Raw genomic sequence first — 19,125 nt, 5'->3', positions numbered from 1 at the left:
CCACGATGACCAGCGTCCCCAGCATGTTCGACCGCATCGGTGAGCAGGATCCCGACCGCGACTACTTCGCCACCGGCGGTACCGGCCGCTCCCACGAGTTCTACACCGGCGAGGAGCAGTTCCGCCGGGAGATGAAGGAGATCTACGGCCGTCGTTGGCTCCCCGTCGACCACGTGTCGCGGCTCGGCGACAAGGGCAGCTACACGACGCTCGACATCGGCACCGGCTCCATCCTGCTGATCCACGGCGACGAGGGTGTCCAGGCCTTCCACAACTACTGCCGGCACCGCGGCTACAAGCTCGTCGAGGAGCCGACCGGGCGGCGCCAGAGCATCGTCTGCCTCTACCACTGCTGGGTCTACGACCGGAACGGGGCGTTGAAGAGCCTCAACGGCACCTATCTGGACCACTTCTTCGACAAGGGCGAGAACGGTCTGATCCCGATCCGCACCGAGGTCCGCTTCGGTCTGGTGTTCGTCAGCTTCTCCGACGACGCCCCGGACCTCGACGACGCGCTCGCCGAGTTCGGCGAGTTCGCCCGTGCCTACGAGCTCGCCGACCTCCAGGTCGTCCAGGCCAAGGACTATCCCGTCGCGTCGAACTGGAAGCTGGTCGCCCACAACGTCAACGAGAGTCTGCACTTCCCGACCGCGCACAAGGACCTGCACCGCGTCACGGACTTCGACGACGCGGGCACCTACATGCTCGGTGGGGACCTCGTGGGTGCCTGGCAGGTCATCCGCGAGGGCTACAACTCGGTGTCCTCGACCGGACGCAGCGAGAGGCGCCCGATCCCGTCGGTTCCCGAGGGCGACCTGCAGAAGATCAACTGGATCACGATCCTCCCGAACCTGCTGTTCGGCTTCACCGCGGACTACGTGATGGCGCAGTGGGTGTGGCCGGAGAGCCCCGCGACCTGCACCGTCCGCCACTTCTGGCTCTTCCACCCGTCGGAGACCGCTCGTCCCGACTTCTCCCACGAAGCGGTCTTCGCCCTGTGGGACAAGGCCAACCACGAGGACTGGGAGCTGTGCGAGCGCACCCACCGGGGGCTGTCGAACCCGCTGTGGAGCCCCGGACAGCTCTCGCTCGACGAGGAGGTCGTGTCCCAGATCGACGCCTGGGTCGCCCGGGCCACCGACCCGGCCACCGGGGGAACGGGGACTGCGACGTGAGCGCCCGCTGCCACCTCCTGGGCGGGACGCGGGTCCTCACGCGCTGTGGTGACGCGCTGCTGGCGGCCGGGGCGACCGTCCGCGGTGTGTTCAGCGACGACCCGTTGGTCGAGGCGTGGGCGTCCGGACACGGCATCCCCTGCCGCCCGGCGTCGTCCGACCTGGTCGCCGCGCTGTCGGCCGAGCCGGCCGACTTCCTGTTCAGCATCGTCAACCAGCAGGTCCTCTCCCCCGAGGTGCTCGCACTGCCGGCGATAGCGGCGGTGAACTTCCACGACGGTCCGCTCCCGCGCTACGCCGGCAGCAACGTCGCGGCCTGGGCGGTCTTCGACGGCGCGGTCCGGCACGCGGTGACCTGGCACGTCATGGCGGAACAGGTCGACGCGGGGGCGGTGCTCGCCGAGCGGTGGTTCCCGGTACGGCCCCACGCGACCGGCCTGTCGCTCACCTGGGAGTCCACCGAGGCGGGAATCGCGCTGTTCGGCGAGATCGTCGACGACCTCGCACGGCGGTCGCTGCCGACCCCGGTCGACGTGGCCGGACGTGACCGGCGGTTCCACCCGCGCTCGGCCCGGATGGACGACGGGCTCGTCCACCCCGGCACCCCGGCCGACCGGGCGGAACGGCTGGGCCGGGCGATGGACTTCGGCTCCTTCCCGAATCCGCTGGGCATCCCGGCTGTGCTGACCGGCGCCGGGGCGGTGCTGTGCCGTCAGCTGCGCGCGGCCGCGCGGGACGCGCACCGGGCCGCTCCCGCGGTCGCCGCCGTTCTCCCGTCCTCGATCACCGTGTCCGGCACCGACGCCGACCTGGTCCTCTCGGACTTCCTCGCCCCGGACGGCAGCAGCCTGTCCGGGACCGCCGCGGCGCAACGGCTCGGGGCGGTCGTGGGCGCGCCGTTGCCGCCCGTCGACGCGCCGCGGCTCGCCGCCGTCGCCGCGACGCTCGATGCGGCGCGCCGGCACGAGACCTGGTGGCGGGACCGGCTCGACCGGATCCGTCCCCTCCCGATCGCCGCCGGCGACTTCTCCGCCGCGACGGCCCACTACACCCGGCTGCCGTTGGCCCTGGTGCCCGCCGCGCCCGAGGAGACCGCTGTCGTCGAGCAGTCCCTGTTGCGCGTGCTGTCCCGGCGCACCGGTTCCCGGAGCTTCGACGTGGCCTGGTCGACGGCCGCGGCGCAGGAGTCGGGACGGATCACCTCCCAGCTGGTGGTGGAACGCGTCCCGGTCCGCTGGGACGACTCGGACCGCCACGCCTTCGAGCGCGCCTGCGCCGAGGCCGACGAGCGGGTGGGCTACGTCGCCGACCTGGAGATCCGCGCCGGGCTCGCTCCCCGCCCGCTCGGCTCCGACCTGCCCTCCTTCACCCGGGCGGCGCTGCTGCGCCGCGAGCACGAGCAGGACGCGTCCATCGACTCGGACACCGAGGTCGCGCTGGTGTCGGTGGCGGGGACCGCCCCGCTGCTGTGCGTGCGCGCGACGTGGCTGGACGGGGCCGCCGCGCTCGAGCTGGCCGAGGAGGTCGAGGAGGCGGCCCGCCAGGCACTCGCCGGCACCGAGCCGGCCGAGCACGTCGTCGCGGTCCCCACCGCGGACCCGCAGGAGGATCCCGCACCGGCACCGACGGTGCTGGACCTGTTCGACGCCGTCGTGGCGAGCCGCCCGAACGCGGACGCCGTCCGCTGTGGAGGACGGACGCTCAGCTACACCGAGCTGGACCGCTGGGGCGACGCGGTCGCGGCCTCGCTGTACGAGGCGGGCGTCGGCCCGGGCGACGTCGTCGGGGTCCTGTCCGACCGGGGGCCCGACCTGCTGCCGGCGCTGCTCGGTGTGCTGCGCTGCGGCGCGGCGTTCCTCCCGCTCGACCCGGGATTCCCCCGGGAGCGGCTGCAGCGCTACCTGGAGGTGGCAGGGGCGGGCCCCGTCCTCGTCGACGAGGCGTGCGAAGGACTCGGCCGTGAGCTCGGCGAGGTGCGGCGCATCGGACCCGACGACGGGCGGGCGCTCGCCGTCCCGCCCGTCGTGCGACCCGGTGACCTCGCCTACGTGCTGTTCACCAGTGGTTCCACCGGTGAGCCCAAGGGCGTGGAGATCGAGCACGCCGCGCTGGGCAACTTCCTGACCGGGATCGCCGGTGTGCTGGGGAGCGCCCCCGGTGACCGCGTCCTCGCCCACACGACACTGGCGTTCGACATCTCGTTGCTGGAGCTGCTCCTGCCCCTGACCACCGGCGGCAGTGTGGTGCTCGCCTCGCGCGCCGAGGCCTCGGACCCGGCGCGGTTGTCGGGGCTGCTGGCCGACGTCGTCGTCGCCCAGGCGACCCCCAGCCTCTGGCGCATCCTGCTCGACGCCGACTGGACACCGCACCCGGATCTGACGGTGCTGTCCGGTGGCGAGGCCCTCCCCCGGTCGGTCGCCGAGAAGCTCCTGGGCGGACGAGCCCTGTGGAACCTCTACGGCCCGACCGAGGCGACCATCTGGGTCTCCTGCGCCAGGATCGACGATCCCGCCGTGATCGGCCTCGGGGCGGCCCTGCCCGGGATCGGGCTGCACGTGCTCGACCACGACCTCGCACCGGTCGCCCCAGGAGGGACCGGGCAGCTCCACCTCTCGGGTGCCGGGCTCGCCCGCGGCTACGTGAACCGCCCCGATCGCACCGCCGAGGTGTTCGTGCGAGACCCGCGCAGCGGCGCCCGGTACTACCGGACCGGTGACCTGGTCGCGGTGCATCCCGACGGCGGCCTGGAGTGGCTCGGACGGGTGGACGCACAGGTCAAGGTCCGCGGGTTCCGTATCGAGCCCGGCGAGATCGAGGCGGTGCTCGAACGCCACCCGTCGGTCGGCTCCGCGGTCGTCGTGGCGACGGCCTTCGAAGGCACCGGCGAGCCTGCGCTGACCGCCTACCTCACGACGAGGGGCGACTGCGACCGCGAGGATCTGGTCGCGGCGCTGCGGCGCGAGCTGCCCGGTTACATGATCCCCGCTGCCTTCGTCCCGATCGAGCGGTTCCCGCTCACCGGCAACGGCAAGATCGACCGGGCACGGCTGCCGGTCCCCACCCGGGACACCGTCCTGCGCGCCGGAGTCGCGCGGCCCGCGGTCGCGCCGCCGGCGGTCGAGCCCGTCCTGCCGGTCGAGACCGCCCGACCGGCAGGAGCCGTCGCAGCACCGGCCCCGGCCGATCCGGTGGCCGTGACCGGCGAGGTGCTCGGCGAGGTGCTGGGCATCGGGGCGCTGGGGGCGACCGACGGCTTCTTCGACCTGGGCGGCAACTCGATCACCGTCGTCACTGCGGCCACCGCACTCACCCGCCGGCTCGGGACCGCGGTCGGGCCGACGGACATCCTCGCGACCGGAACCCCGGCGCGACTGGCCGAGCTCCTCGGCCTGTCCGGGCCGTCCCGGGGGACGGCCGACGTCGTCGCCGGTAGGAGCACGCCTGCGCCCACCGCGGCCCACACCCCGTCACCGACGACGGACACGGGCGAGCGCGGCGTGCCGTCCGTGCCGGTGCACGACCGGCACGCGGCGGTACCTCCACGGGAGACGGCCGCCGACGAGCCGATCGCCGTGGTGGGCATGGCCTGCCGGTTCCCCGGCGCGGCCACCCCCGACGAGTTCTGGGCGTCCCTGACCGCCGGTCACGTCTCGATCGGCACGGCCCCGGTCGGGCACCGGGGCTGGGGCTCACTGTGGTCCGACGACGACCCGACCACGGCCGGCTGGCTGGCCGGCGTCGAGCTGTTCGACGCGGACCGCTTCGGGATGTCGGACCGCGAGGCCCGCCGTACCGACCCGCTGCAGCGGCTGCTGCTCACCGTCACCGCGGAGGCCGTCGAGTCGGCCGGGCACGATCCGGTGTCCCTCGGACGTCGCACCGGGGTGTTCGTCGGGACCATCGCCAGCGACTTCGGTGAGCTCGTGGCCGCCGCTGACGGCCACGCCGACCCGCACGCGGCGACCGGCTCGGCGATGGCGCTGCTCGCGAACCGGGTCTCCCACGTCTTCGACTGGACCGGCCCGAGCTTCTGCCTGGACACCGCATGCTCCTCGTCCCTGGTCGCCCTGCACCAGGCGGTGCTGCAGCTGCGCGCCCGGCAGAGCGACGCGGCCGTGGTCGCGGCGGCCAATCTCATCCTCACCCCGTCCAAGTCCCGGTCCTTCGCGCGCAACGGGATGCTCTCGCCGCGCGGCCGCTGCCGGGCGTTCGACGAGGAGGCCGACGGGTACGTCCGCGGTGAGGGCGCCGCCGCCGTCGTCCTGAAGCGGTACTCCGACGCCGTCCGTGACGGCGACGCCGTCCTGGCCGTGGTCCGCGGCGTCGCGGTGAACCACACCGGTGCCAGCACCGGATTCCTCACCGCTCCGAACGGGCCGGCCCAGACCGAGGTCGTCCGGGAGGCGCTGTCGGCCGCGGGGATCGGCCCGCACGGCATGGGCTACGTCGAGGCGCACGGCACCGGGACCCGCCTCGGCGACCTGGTCGAGCTCGAGGCACTCGGCGATGCCCTCGGCCCGGCCGCCGCAGGATCGGTGCCGATCGGCTCCGTGAAGAGCAACATCGGCCACCTGGAGCCCGCCGCGGGGCTGGCGGGTCTGATCAAGACCGTGCTGGCCCTGCAGGCCGGCACGGTTCCGGGGACGCCCGGGATCGAGACCCCGAACGCCCGTTTCCGGTTCGAGAACTCGCCGCTGTTCGTCCCGGACCGGACCGTTCCCTGGACGGGTCCCCGGGTGGCGGGGGTCAGCAGCTTCGGGTTCGGCGGGGTCAACGCACACGCGGTGCTCGCCGCCGCCCCCACCGCGGTGCACGACGACGACGTCCTCGGGCTGCTGGTGCTCTCGGCCGGGTCGGAACGTGCGCTGCACCGGCTCGCCGAGCGGTTCCTGATGCTCCTGCGGTCCGAGCACCGTCCCGCGATCGCGGCGTTGTGTGCCACCGCGCTGCGCCGTCGCCACGGTCACCACCGGTTCGCCTGCGTCGTCGACTCGGCGGAGCAGGCGGAGGACAAGCTGATGCTGTTCCTCACGGGCAACCGCGACAGTCGGTCGAGCCACACCGGGGTCACGAACCCCACGGCGGCGACGGGGACGTTCTCCGTGACCGGCGTGGACCGCACGGACCTCGACGAGGCGGCGAGGCGGTTCGTCGCGGGTGAGCACCCCGTGGTCACCGGACCCGCACGCACGGTGCGGATCCCGACGGTGCCCCTGGAGGAGCGCCACCTCTGGATGGAACGTCCGGCCGCGGCCCCCGCCACGATCACCGCAACGGCGCGGCGCGGGGGGCCGGCCCATCCCGGCGCGGCCCTGGGTGCCGTCGGATCGTTGTTCGGTGGGCTCCGCGAACGGGAGTGGGCCGACCTCCCCGAGGCCGAGGGTCACGTGGTGCTGGGGTCCCGGGTGCTGCCGGGCGCGGCGTACCCGCAGAAGGTCGTGGACCTGCGCGGAGGGCTGCCCCTCGCGCTGCAGGACATGACGTTCCGGGCCGTGGTCAGCCCTCCCACCGGTCTGACCGGGCGGCTCGAGGACGGGGCCGTCCGGTTCCGCGACGACGCCGGGGTCCTGGTGTGCGACGCCCGGCTGCTCGACACCGTCCCGGCGCGGCCGGTCGTCCCGGCCCCGTCCGACGGTGTCCCGGCCGATGTCGCCGCGTTCCATCTCGACCTGGAGCGGCACGGACTGCACTACGGCGAGCGGTTCCGCTGCCTGCACACACTCGTCGTCGGCGACGGGGTCGCCTCCGGCGAGCTCGCGCGGGTCGGCGACGGCACCGCGGCCCTCGAACCGACCCTCATCGACGGCGCCTTCCAGGTCGCGCTCGCCGCCTGCGGCACGTCGGGCCTCTACGTGCCGTTCTCCGTGCAGCGGCTGGCCGTGTACGGGCCGCTGCCCTCGCGGGTCACCGTGCACGCACGACGGGTCGACCGCGGCACCGGGGAGGACCGCACCGTCACCGCGGACATCACCGTCAGCGCGGACGGGCAGGTGCTCCTGCGGGCCGAGCGGGTCACCTGGACCCGCCTCACCGCGACGGAGGGCACCGCACCCGGGAGCGACGCGACCGGGTCGGCCGCGGACGGTCCGGGTCCCGGCGGGACGACCGTGCCGCCACGGGCACCCGCGACGAACGGGGCACCGGCCGCCGGTCCGGTGCGGGACACCGGCGGAGGGAGCCGGGTGCCCGCGGGCGCGCGGGACCTCGGGACCGCTGTGGCGGAGTGGGTCGCCCGGGCGTTGGAGGTCGATCCCGCCGAGATCGAGCCCGACCGGCCGCTGCAGGACCTCGGCCTCGACTCGATGCTGGCCGTGTCCGTCGCCCAGGACCTGCGGGACCGGCTCGGTGTGGCCCTTCCGATGACGCTGGTGCTGGAGGTCGGCACGCTGGACGGGCTGGTGCGGGAGCTGGCCGAGGTCTACGGCGTGACGTCCGCGCCCGGGTCCGTCGGCGACGCCGGGGCCGACGGCGGAGCCGGGACCGGTGGGGCCGCCGGGTCGGATCGCACACCGCCTCCGACGCCGGTCGACCCGCCGGTCGCCGCGCCACCGGATCCCGCGCCGCCGGCCCCCGCCCCGGCGGCCCGGAGCACCGGGCAGGGTCCGCGAGGTCCGGTGTCCGACGACCGCGACCTGCACGACATCGCGATCATCGGCGTCGACGGGGTGTTCCCGGGTGCCGGGGACGTCGACCGGCTGTGGGACGTGCTCGTCGAGGGCCGCGACTGCCTACGCGAGGTACCCGCAGACCGTTGGAACCTCGACGAATACTACGCGACCGACTCGACCCCCGGCACCGTCTACCTGCGCCGTGCGGGGTTCGTCGACGACCTGGAGGGGTTCGACGCGTCGTTCTTCCGGGTCGCACCGGCCGACGCGGGCTGGATGGACCCACAACAGCGTCACCTGATCCAGTCGGCCTGGCGGGCGCTGGAGGACGCCGGTCTGTCGGGGCGTACCGCGGACACCACCGTCGGCGTCTACGTCGGCGCCAGCTACCAGCACTACCGCGACCAGGTCGTGGGTGACGTGGTCCAGACCGCCGCCGGGCTCGGCAACCACAACGCCATGCTGGCGAACCGCGTGAGCTGGTTCATGGACCTGCACGGTCCCAGCATGACCATCGACACGCTCTGTTCGTCCTCGCTGGTCGCCCTGCACACCGCCGTCCGCAGCCTGCGTGAGGGCGAGTGCGGCATCGCGCTCGTCGCCGGGGTCCACATGGCCCTGTCGCCGCAGTACTTCCAGCTCGGCTCGCGTCTGCGGTCGTTCTCCCCCACCGGGTCGTCACGGGCGTTCGACGACGGCGCCGACGGCTTCGTCCCGGGAGAGGGTGTGGTCACCGTGGTGCTCAAGCCGCTGCGCGACGCACTCGCCGACGGGGACCCCGTCCACGCCGTCGTCACCGGCACCGCGGTCAACCACGGCGGCCGGGCCGCCGGGCTGACGGTGCCCACCACCAACGCCCAGCGCGACGTCGTCGACGCCGCCCTGCGCGACGCCGGCGTGTCCCCGGACTCCATCTCGCTGGTGGAGGCGCACGGCACCGGGACCGGGCTGGGCGACCCCATCGAGATCGACGGGCTGACCCGGGCATGGCGCCGGCACACCGACCGCCGCCAGTTCTGCGCGATCGGCTCGGTCAAGTCGAACATCGGCCATCTCGAGCCTGCCGCTGGCCTGGCCGGGCTCGTCAAGATCCTGCTCGCCCTCGAACACCGGACGATCCCCGCGACCCTCAACCTCGCCCGGCCGAACGACCACATCCGGTTCGAGGACACCCCGTTCTTCCCCGTGGTCGCCCCCCTGCCCTGGAACCGGGACGAGCGGCCCCGTCGGGCAGCGCTGTCCGCGTTCGGGATGGGCGGGGTCAACGCCCACGTCATCATCGAGGAGCCGCCGGCGCGCACCGCCCCCCTGCGTCCGGGCGAGCGGTCCGACGGTTCGCACCTGCTGCGGGTCACGGCGCCGACCGAGGACGGTCTGCGTGCCGTGGCCGCGGCCTACGCCGGCCATCTGCGGGCCCGGCCCGCCGACCGGGTCGACGACGTCGCTCGTACCGCCAACACCGGGCGGGCGGGGCACGGGCTGCGGCTGCTGCTGCATGCCCGCGGCCGGGACGGGATGGTCGCCGCCCTGGACTCCGTCGCCGAGGGTCGGGGGCCCGTGCCGGCACGTGCCCGCCGCGCGCGCACCCCGGTCACCTTCGCCTTCACCGGCCAGGGGGCCCAGTGGCCGGGTATGGCCCGGGAGCTCCGCCGGTCCGAACCGATCTGCGCGGCGGTGCTCGACGAGTGCGCCGCGGTCCTGCGCGGTCACCTCGACGTGCCGTTGGAGACCCTCCTGGAGGAGGATCCCCTCGTCGGGACCGACCGGGCCCAGCCCGCGATCGTGGCGACCCAGGTCGCCCTGGTCACGCTGCTCCGCAGCTGGGGTGTCCACCCCGACGCGGTCGTCGGTCACAGCGTCGGTGAGCTGACGGCCGCCTGGGCCGCGGGCGTGCTGGACCTGCCCGACCTCATGCGGGCCACCGCCCTGCGCGGACGGCTGATGGCCTCCGCGCCCGGGCCCGGCGCGATGGCCGTCGTCCGCGGTGACGTCGACACCGCGCGGGAGGCTATCGCGGCCCATCCGGACCTGGAGATCGCGGCCGACAACGGTCCCGGTGCGACGACCGTCGCGGGCCCGGCCGTCGCGATGGCCGCGTTCCTGGACTCGGGCACGGTGCGGGCCACCGCGCTGCCCGTCGCGCACGCCTTCCACTCGGCGGCGATGGCCGGCGTCGTCGGCCCGTTCGCCGACCATCTCGCGGGACTGGCGCTGCAGCCGCCGTCGATCCCGTTCGCCTCGACCGCGAGCGGGCGGCTGCACACCCCCGGGACCGCCACCGACCCGGCCTCCTACGCGGGAGCGGTCCGTGCTCCGGTCCTGTTCGGACCGGCGGCGGCGGAGCTCGACGCCCGTGTCCCGGACGAGCAGGACCACGTCTGGTGGGAGATCGGTCCACAACCCGCGCTGCTCCCGCTGCTGCGCCGGATCGCCTCCCCGCGCGACGGGCGGACCCGGTTCCGCTCCACGCTGCGCCGGGAGGAGGGCACGGCACCGCTGCACCGTGCCCTGGCCGACCACCACGACGAGACCGACGCGACGCTGGACCCGGCTGCCCACCACCGGGGCAAGCCGCACGTCGGCGTGCGGATCCCGACCTATCCGTTCGCCCGCATCCGGCACTCCGCCCTGCCCGACGCGTCCGTGGTGGGCGCCCCGGGCGACGGCGCCGCGGTAGCGGCCGGCCACCCCTTCCTCGACGGACGTTCCGGAGGCCTGGCGTCATGACCGACTCGCAGCTGCTCCAGCTGACCCTCACCGAGGCCGACCCGCTGGTCGGCGAGCATCGCAAGGACGGCAGGGCGCTGCTCCCGGCCGCCGTGCAGATCGAGCTGGCGCTGGTCGCCGCGGGCGGCACCGAGCTGCGGGGCGTGTCGTTCCGCAGGCCGGTCGTGGTGCCGCCGGACGCGCCGACGACGGTGCGGGTCGTCCGCTCCGGTGCGGGCGCCGGGTCCGTGCAGCTCCTGGCGGACGGGACGAGCGGACCGGTCGGGGCGGCGACCCCGGCCGCCGCCGCGTCGCCGCCCGGCACGGCACCACCCGCCGTGGCCGGTACGGCCTGGGACCCGCACCTGGTGTACGCGGCCTGGTCGGGAGCCGGCCTGGAGTACGGACCCTCCTACCGCACGCTGACCTCACTGGTCGTCGGTGAGGGGGCGGCGGAAGCCGTGCTGCACAGCGCGGACGCCCGTCCGTGGATCGGGCACCCCCTGCTTCTCGACGGGGTGCTGCAGCTGTCGTCGGTGGTCCTGCAGGAGGCGACGGCGCCGGGAGGACTGCGCCCGCTGTACCCGGTCGGGGTGGACCGGCTCGTGGTGCACGCACCCCTGCGTGGTCCGGAGGTGTCGGTCCGCGCGTGGCGCACTGCGCCGGCCGAGCACGGGACGGGCCGCTGTAACGCCGTGGTCCTCGACGGGACCGGCCGGGTCGTGGCCGAGCTGGTGGGGCTGCGGATGCGTGGGGTCCCCATGACGGCCGCAGCACCGTCGGAGGCCGTCACGGCCAGGACGCCGGTCCCTGCTCCTGCTCCTGCTCCTGCTCCTGCTCCTGCTCCTGCTCCTGCTCCGATGAGGGTTCTGCGCTGGTCGCCGTCCGGACCCGGTTCCGCACCGGCACCCGGCGGCCGCTGGGTGGTCCTGCACCACGGCGGCCCACGGTCCCCCGGTGCCGAGGCCGCCGCTGCGTTGCGGGCGGCCGGCTCCCGGGTGGACGAGGTCGCGGACGGGATCCCCGACCTCGACGGGCTCACCCGCCTCTGGGACGAGGCAGCTGCCGGCCGGCTGGACGGAGTCGTCATGGCGACCGCGGTCGGGGACCCCGCCGACGACGGGGAGCGGGACCTTCTCGATGCATTGCACGTCGTCCGGTCCCTCACCGAGCGTCGCCGGAAGGGACTGCGGCTCGTCGTGCTCACCGAGCGGGCCGCCGCGGCGGCCCCGGGCGACCGGCCCGACCCCGGCCGCGCGTCGGTCTGGGGGTTGCTGCGGACCGCGGCCGTCGAGTACCCCGGGCTGTCGCTGCGGATGATCGATCTCGCCGGCACCGGGACCGTGGGTGCCGATGATCTGGGGATCGGCCCGGCCGAGAGCGCGATCCGGGGCGGGGCACGACTGTGCCCCGCCTGGGAACCGCTGCCCGCCGGGCCCGGGACCGCCCTGCCGGTCCGGGCCGACGGCGCCTACCTCGTGCTCGGCGGGCACGGCGGGCTCGGGCTCGCCGTGGCGGAACGGTTCGCCCGTGACGGCGCCGGCGAGATCCACCTGGTGAGCCGGTCGGGGGGCTCGCGGCTCGCCCCGTCGGCGACCACCGCGATCGCCGCACACGGTGCCCTCGTCCGGTCGCACGCGGTGGACGTCGCAGTACCCGGCGCCCTCGCCGAGCTCGTCGCCGGACTGGGCGGGCGGCCCCTGCGCGGAGTCGTGCACGCGGCGGGGGTGCTGCGCGACGGCCTGCTGCGGGGTGTCTCCCCCGGGGACCTGCGCTCGGTGGTCGCGCCCAAGGCCGACGGTCTGCGCGAGCTCGTCGCCGCCGTCGACGGGGTCGAGCTGGACCTCGCGGTGCTGTTCGGGTCGGTGTCGGGCGCGTTCGGCAACCTCGGGCAGGCCGGGTACGCCGCGGCGAACGCCCACCTCGACGGTGCCGCCCACCTGCTCGGCGCACCGTGGATCAGCATCGACTGGGGGCTGTGGGGCGAGATCGGGATGGGTGTGGAGGTCGCCGCGCAGCTCCGCCGTCGGGGGGTGGAGCCGCTGGGCACGGTCGAGGGACTCGACGCGCTGACCGCCGCGGTCCTGTCCGGCGAACGACAGGTGGTGGTGGCCCACCCCGACCGAGCAACCGGTACCGAGGAGGTCCGTCCCGACGCGCCCCCGGCCGCGTCGGCCCGCCCGGCCGATCCGAGCCCGGCACCGCCGCCGGACGCCGGCACCGACCCGCTCACCGCCGAGGTCACCGCTGCGCTGGTCGACCGCCTGGGTGTCGAGGACCTGGCCCCCGACACCTCGTTCGCCGAGTTCGGCATGGACTCGATCACGAGCGTCGAGCTGACCGAGGCCCTCGGTGCGCGCTGGGGCCTGACCCTGCCCCCCACGCTCTTCCTGGAGCATCCCGACGTGCGCGGCGTCGTCGACGCGCTCCGCGACCGGCACGGCGTCGCACCGGCATCCGGAGTCCCCACACCGGACCCCGCTCCCGCGACCGCCACCGATGTCTCCCGGGCCGGACGGCCCGAGCCACGGCGGGAGCCGCCCGAGGGCGCGATCGCCGTCGTCGCGGTGTCCGGCGACCTGCCCGGCGCCGAGGACCTCGACGACTTCTGGGCGATGCTGCGGCGGGGCGACGACGCCTTCGGCCCCGTCCCGGCCGACCGTTTCGACATCGGCGAGGTCCTGCAGGACCGGGACACCGCCACGACCGGCACCTACTGCGGCAACGGCGCGTTCGTCCGCGACATCGACCGTCTCGACCCGCGGTTCTTCGAGCTCGCCGTCCGTGAGGTCGCCGAGATGGACCCGCAGCAGAAGCTGCTGCTGGAGCACGCCTGGTCGGTCGTGCAGGAAGGCGGAGCGGCGGACCGGCGCGACGTCGGTGTGTTCGTCGGGGCCACCTACACCCACCACCGTGACGCGGCCGGCCTCGACCGGGTCGGGCCGCACACCGCCCTGGGCTCGATGAACGCGTTGCTCGCCAACCGGATCTCCTACGCGCTCGACCTGACCGGGCCCTCGATGACCGTGGACACGCTGTGCTCGTCCTCGCTCGTCGCCCTGGAGCAGGCGGTGTCGGCGCTGCGGGCCGGCCGGTGCTCGACCGCCGTCGTCGCTGCCTGCCACGTCGGTCTCACCTCGTGGTACTACCGCAGTCTCAGCCGCCTCGGCGCGCTCTCCGCGGACCTGCCGCGCCCGTTCGACGCCGCGGCCGACGGGTTCGTCCCCGGCGAGGGTGCGGTGGCAGTCCTGCTCCGGCCGCTGGCCGACGCGCTCCGCGACGGCGACCACGTCTGGGGGGTCATCCGTGGGGTCGCCACCAACCACGGAGGTCGTGCGGGCGCCCTCTCAGTCCCGCGCAGCGCTGCGCAGGCCGACGTACTGCGGGCCGCACTCGCCGACGCCGGGCTCTCCCCGTCGTCGGTGGACCACGTGGAGACCCACGGAACGGCGACCCCGCTCGGCGACCCGATCGAGATCGCCGCACTGGCCGAGGTGTTCGGGCCGGACCGGGCCGCACCGGTGCTGCTCGGCGCGCTGAAGGGCAACATCGGGCACCTCGAACCGGCCAGCGGGCTCGCCTCCCTGGTCAAGGTGCTGCTGTCCCTGCGTCACGGCGAGATCCCGCCCGTCGCCGGACACCGGGGGCCCGGCGAGCGGCTCCGACTGCCCGCGGGCGTGCTGGCGATCCCCACCGCGTCGACCGCCTGGCCGGCCGGCGACCGGCCCCGACGGGCCGGGATCAGCGCGTTCGGCATGGGCGGCACCAATGCCCACGTCGTCGTCGAGGACTGGCCGGCGCCCGTCGCGACCGTTCACGACCCGGGCGCGGCCGGCGTCCTGCACGTGTCCGCGCACACGCCGGAGGCGTTGACCCGGCGCCTCACCGACCTGCTCGCCGCCGTGCACGACGGCCTCGACCCCGGAGTACTGCACACCTCGGCCGGGGTGGGCCGCAGGCACCTGGCGCTGCGGGTGGCGGTCGTCGCCCGCGGTGCCGAGGAGCTGGCCGACGGGCTGCGCCGCGCGCTCGGGTGCGGGCCGGGGTCCGTCGTGCACCCCGACGGGGCGGACGACACCGTCGCAGGACTCGTGCAGACCGCCCGGGTCTGGGTCGACGGCGGCCCCCGCGGCCCCCTCGGCCCGGGTGCCGCCGCGCGGCGTGCGCCACTGCCGTCCTACCCGTTCCGTACGCCGGCGACCCCCTCTCCGTCCACCGCCCCCGACCCGGCCGGAGCCGCCGCGCTGATCGCGGGACACGAGGTCTTCGGGCTGCCGACGGTGCCCGCGGCGCTGCTGCTGTCCCTGGGCCTCGACCGGGCCCCGGTGCTGCGTGACGTGGAGTTCCCCGCCCGAGGGACGGCGACGTCCCTGCCCGAGCACGACCTGGACGACACCATCGACGGTGCGGTCGCGACCCTGCACCAGCAGGGCCGGGTGATCGCCCGGCTGCGTCCGGAGCCCGGTCCGACGCAGGTGCCTGCACCCGACGTGACACCGTGCCCCCGCGTGCTCGACCCCGCCGGGCTGTACGCGTGGTTCGACACCCACGGCACCCGGTATGCGCCGGCACTGCGCCGCATCGGCGGTGTCCGGCACGGCGAGGGGGCGGTCGCCGCCGATCTGCTGCCGGGGGCGGTACCGGCGACCGACCGGGTCACCGCCGTCGACGCGGCGCTGCAAGCCATGGCGGTGCTGACCCTGGGAGATCCCACACTGTCCGACACCGCCCTCCTTCCGGTGGGCATCGGCCGGGTCACCGCGACCGGTGATCCCGCCGAGGCGCTCTCGCTCCGGTTGCGCTCGCGAGGGTGGCAGGACGGCACGCACGTCGCCGATGCGTGGCTGCTGGGCGTCGACGGCCCGGTCCTCGTCCTCGAGGGCATCCGGTTCCGACCGGTGGCCGGCGCCGGCGGAGCATCACCGCCCGCGGACGCCCCCGGGACGTCGCTCACTCCGGAGGGTCTGCTGGAGATCCTGCGCGGGGTCCTCGCCGACCCCTCGGTCACGGTGACCACGCCGCTGTCCGCGGTGGGGATGGACTCCCTGCTCGCCGGCGAGATCGCGGCCGAGATCGGGGCTGCCGCGGGCACCCCGGTGTCGGCGGTCGAGGTACTCGCCGCCCGCGACGGCCGTGCCCTCGCCGACGCGCTCGGGCTCGAGGTCGGCCCGTCCGCCACCCGGGAGGACGCCGCCCTCCGGTCCACCCACCCGGACCGCGCGGACGAGCAGTCCCTCGCTCCCCTGACCGCGGACCCCGCGCTCGTCGAGGCGGTGGAGGAGGCGGTGGCCCCCGCGGTGTCCGCGCGCAGGCGGCCACCCGTCGCACCGTCGGGGGACCGCCACGACATCGCCGTCATCGGCCTCGCGGGTGTCCTGCCCGGTGCCGACGACATCGACAGCCTGTGGCCGTTGCTGCGGGACGGGAGCGATGCCCTGCGCCCGGCGCCCGCGGATCGGTGGGACCGGCCGGACCGGCCGGTCGGCGGGTTCGTCGACGGCGTCGCCGGCTTCGACGCCGACCTGTTCGGACTTCACCCGCGCCAGGCCCGCCTGCTCGACCCGCAGGCACGGTGGCTGCTGCGCACGGCCTGGCAGGCGTGGGAGTCGGCCGGCGTCGACCCGACCTCCGCACCCCGCCGGACCGGGGTCTTCGTCGGTGCCAGCTACCAGCACTACCGCGAGTTCAACGTGGACCGTGAGCTGGACGCCGCCGCGGGCCTGGGGAACCACAACGCCTTCCTGGCGAACCGGGTCAGCTGGTTCTTCGACCTGCACGGCCCGAGCCTCACCGTGGACACCCTGTGCTCGTCGTCGCTGGTCGCGCTGCACACCGCCGTGCGCAGCCTGCGCGACGGCGAGTGCGACCACGCCGTCGTCGGTGGGGTGCGGCTCGCACTGTCGCCGCTGCACTACACGGCGATGACCAACCTGGGGGCGCTGTCCCCCAGCGGATCCCCCCGGGCGTTCGACCAGGACGCCGACGGGTTCGTCCCCGGGGAGGGCGCCGTGACCGTCGTCCTCCGACCGCTCCACGACGCACTCGCCGACGGCGACCCGGTGCACGCCGTCATCACCGGCACCGCGGTCAACCACGGCGGCCGGACGTCCGGTCTGACCGTGCCTGCGGTGTCGGGGCAGCAGGAGGTGATCACCGCGGCGCTGCGCGATGCCGGCGTGTCCCCCGACACCATCAGCTACCTCGAGGCCCACGGCACCGGGACCGCCCTCGGCGACCCGGTCGAGATCGACGCGCTCACCCGGGCGTGGGCCCCCCACACCACCCGGCGGCAGTACTGTGCGATCGGGTCGGTCAAGACGAACATCGGTCATCTCGAGCCGGCCGCGGGACTCGCGGGACTCGCCAAGATCATCCTCGCTCTCCGGCACGACACCCTTCCGCCCACCCGCAACCTGGACCGCCCCAACGAGCACATCCGCTTCGAGCGCACGCCCTTCCACCCCCTCCTCACCCCCACCCCCTGGCGCCGCAACGGCACCCCCCGCCGCGCCGCTCTCTCGGCCTTCGGCATGGGCGGCGTCAACGCCCACGTCGTCATCGAGGAGCCGCCGCCGATCGGGCCGCGCACGCCGGTCCCGCCCCGGGAACACGCGTTGCGGATCTCAGCGGCGACCGAGGAGGGCGTACGCCGACTGGCTCGTTCCTACGCCGACCGGATCGGCGAGACCGGCGACGACACCGGAGACGACACCGACCTCGCCGACGTCGTGCACACCGCCAACACCGGACGCGCCGAGCTCTCCCACCGCGCCGCCGTCGCCGGTGGGTCCGCGACCGAGCTGCGCGCCGGGCTGCTGGCAGTGGCCGACGGGACCGCCCCGGTGGTGTGCGGCGGGGGCGCTCCGCCACCGGTGGCGCCACGGGACCCGGCGGACCTGGTCGCCGCGGCACTGACCGGTGCCGACGGGCTGGACTGGTCGCTGTTCTCGGCACCGACCGCACGGCGGACCGCGGTGCCCGGTTACCCCTTCGCCGACGAGGACCACTGGAACACGGTCGGCCGGCCGCCGCAGGACCCGGTGATCGCACCGTCCGCCGCCCGTCCGGTGTGGCGCACGGCGTGCGTCCCGCCGGCCAGGCCCCCGGCCGGACTGTCCGTCTTCGTCGACGGGGGAACCGTCCCGCGGGAGACCCTGATCGCCCGACTCGTCTCCGACGGCTGCGTCCCCGCGACCGAGCTGTCCACCGCCGACGCCGTGGTCGTGCTCGACGACCCGGATTCCACCACGGCCACGTTCTGGGACCGGCTGCGCGGCGTCGCCGCCGTCGGGTCGCAGGAGAGGCCCGAGCTGCGACCGTGGTCGGTCGCGCGCGGCGCCGCCGTACGCGCGGCGGCCGCGGAACGAGGCTGGTCGGCGGCCAGCGTGGACGTCCGGGTCGACGATCCCCGGGCGGCCAAGGCGCTGCCCGGCGAGCTGTACTCGCTGGTGACCGGGCAACCCGCCGAACCGGAGGAGCGGGCGCTGCGGTCCGGTGATCGTCTGCAGCGCAGCCACGAGCCGCTCCCGGAACCGACCCCCCGCGACGCCGACGCGTCCGGCTTCCACCTGGTCCTCGGCGGTCACGGAGCGGTGGGCCGCGAGCTCGTCGCGGCGCTGGCCGACCACGGGGCACGGGCGATCGGGGTGGTCGGCCGTTCGGCCGTCGAGCCGCCGACCGTCCCCGGTGCGGAGGTGGCCTGCGACCGCGCCGACGTGACCGACCCGGACGGGCTCGACGCCGTCGTGGCCCGGTTCGTCGAGCGGTGGGGGCCCCTGCGCGGGATCGTCCACTGCTCCGGGGTGGTGAACCCGGTGGGGGCGCTCACCCGCCGGAGCCCCGCGGACGCCGAACGGGTGCTCGCCCCGAAGTGCGTCGGTTCCGACGTGGTCGTCGCGCTCGCCCGCCGGCACGCCGCACGCTGGGTCGTACTGGTGTCGTCCATCGCGGGCTGGCTCCCGGAGGCGGGTCGCGGGGTGGTCGACTACGCCGCCGCGAACGCCTACCAGCTCGCGCTGGCCGAACGGGAGGACGGCCCGTCCCTGCGGGTGACCGCACACGCCTGGCCCGACTGGACGGGCACCGGCATGGCCGCCGATCCGGCCTTCGCCGCCCGCCACTCGCTCACGCCGCAGGAGGGCCGGGCCGCGTTCGGTGCCTCGTTCGACCTCGGCGGTGCGGTGGTGCTCCTCGGCTCCGCCACCCGGGCCGGCGACGGTGCCCCGGTCCCGGCGGCGCACGGCTCCCCTCACCAGGAGGTCGGGCCGAAGGGGGCCGCCGGCCTCGGCTCCGCGGCGCCGGATCGTGCACGGGCGGTCTCTGCGGTCTCCGGAGCGTTCCGGGCGGTGCTGGGCGAGGACCCCGGGGAGGTCGCACTCGAGGCACTGGGCCTGGACTCCATCACGGTCGCCGAGCTCGCCGCGGCGATCGAGTCCCGCACCGGCAGCCCGCTGGACCCCTCAGTGCTGTTGCGGGCCCGCGGCGTCGCCGACGTCGCCGACGTCGCCGCCGGCACGGCACCGCGCTCCCCGTCGACCACGACGGACCACACCCCCGCGGCGACGGCACCGGGGGCCGACCTCCGGACCCTGCTGACCGAACTCGACGACACCCCTCGCACGGACGGGAAGGCCTGA

General features: G+C 75.2%; 3 protein-coding genes. All 3 read left to right on the top strand.

All coding sequences use genetic code 11. From position 1 onward, the window contains the following. Nucleotides 1-5: 5 nt before the first annotated feature. From Ae331Ps2_RS22500 to Ae331Ps2_RS22490, 3 genes are read left to right on the top strand one after another with little or no spacing between them, the layout of a single operon-like run. Nucleotides 6-1,175, top strand: coding sequence for an SRPBCC family protein (locus Ae331Ps2_RS22500; protein WP_139318734.1), 1,170 nt, complete (start codon nt 6-8; stop codon nt 1,173-1,175). Beyond that, nucleotides 1,172-10,510, top strand: a complete 9,339-nt coding sequence (locus tag Ae331Ps2_RS22495) for a type I polyketide synthase (RefSeq protein ID WP_075306657.1) — start codon at nt 1,172-1,174, stop codon at nt 10,508-10,510. Before Ae331Ps2_RS22500 ends, Ae331Ps2_RS22495 begins: the two co-directional genes overlap by 4 nt. Beyond that, nucleotides 10,507-19,125: an SDR family NAD(P)-dependent oxidoreductase gene (locus Ae331Ps2_RS22490; protein WP_075329787.1), complete on the top strand. Its 8,619-nt coding sequence runs from the start codon at nt 10,507-10,509 to the stop codon at nt 19,123-19,125. Before Ae331Ps2_RS22495 ends, Ae331Ps2_RS22490 begins: the two co-directional genes overlap by 4 nt.

Origin of the sequence: Pseudonocardia sp. Ae331_Ps2 (assembly GCF_001932405.1) — a bacterium.
In the GTDB taxonomy this organism is placed as follows: Bacteria; Actinomycetota; Actinomycetes; order Mycobacteriales; family Pseudonocardiaceae; genus Pseudonocardia.
Note: the sequence above shows the minus strand (reverse complement) of the source record. Positions and strands in the feature narration are given on the sequence as shown.

Bases quoted from the DNA above. Each gene is read 5' to 3' on its own strand.
- Ae331Ps2_RS22500 (WP_139318734.1), top strand. From the start codon at position 6: ATGACCAGCGTCCCCAGCATGTTCGACCGCATCGGTGAGCAGGATCCC.
- Ae331Ps2_RS22490 (WP_075329787.1), top strand. From the start codon at position 10,507: ATGACCGACTCGCAGCTGCTCCAGCTGACCCTCACCGAGGCCGACCCG.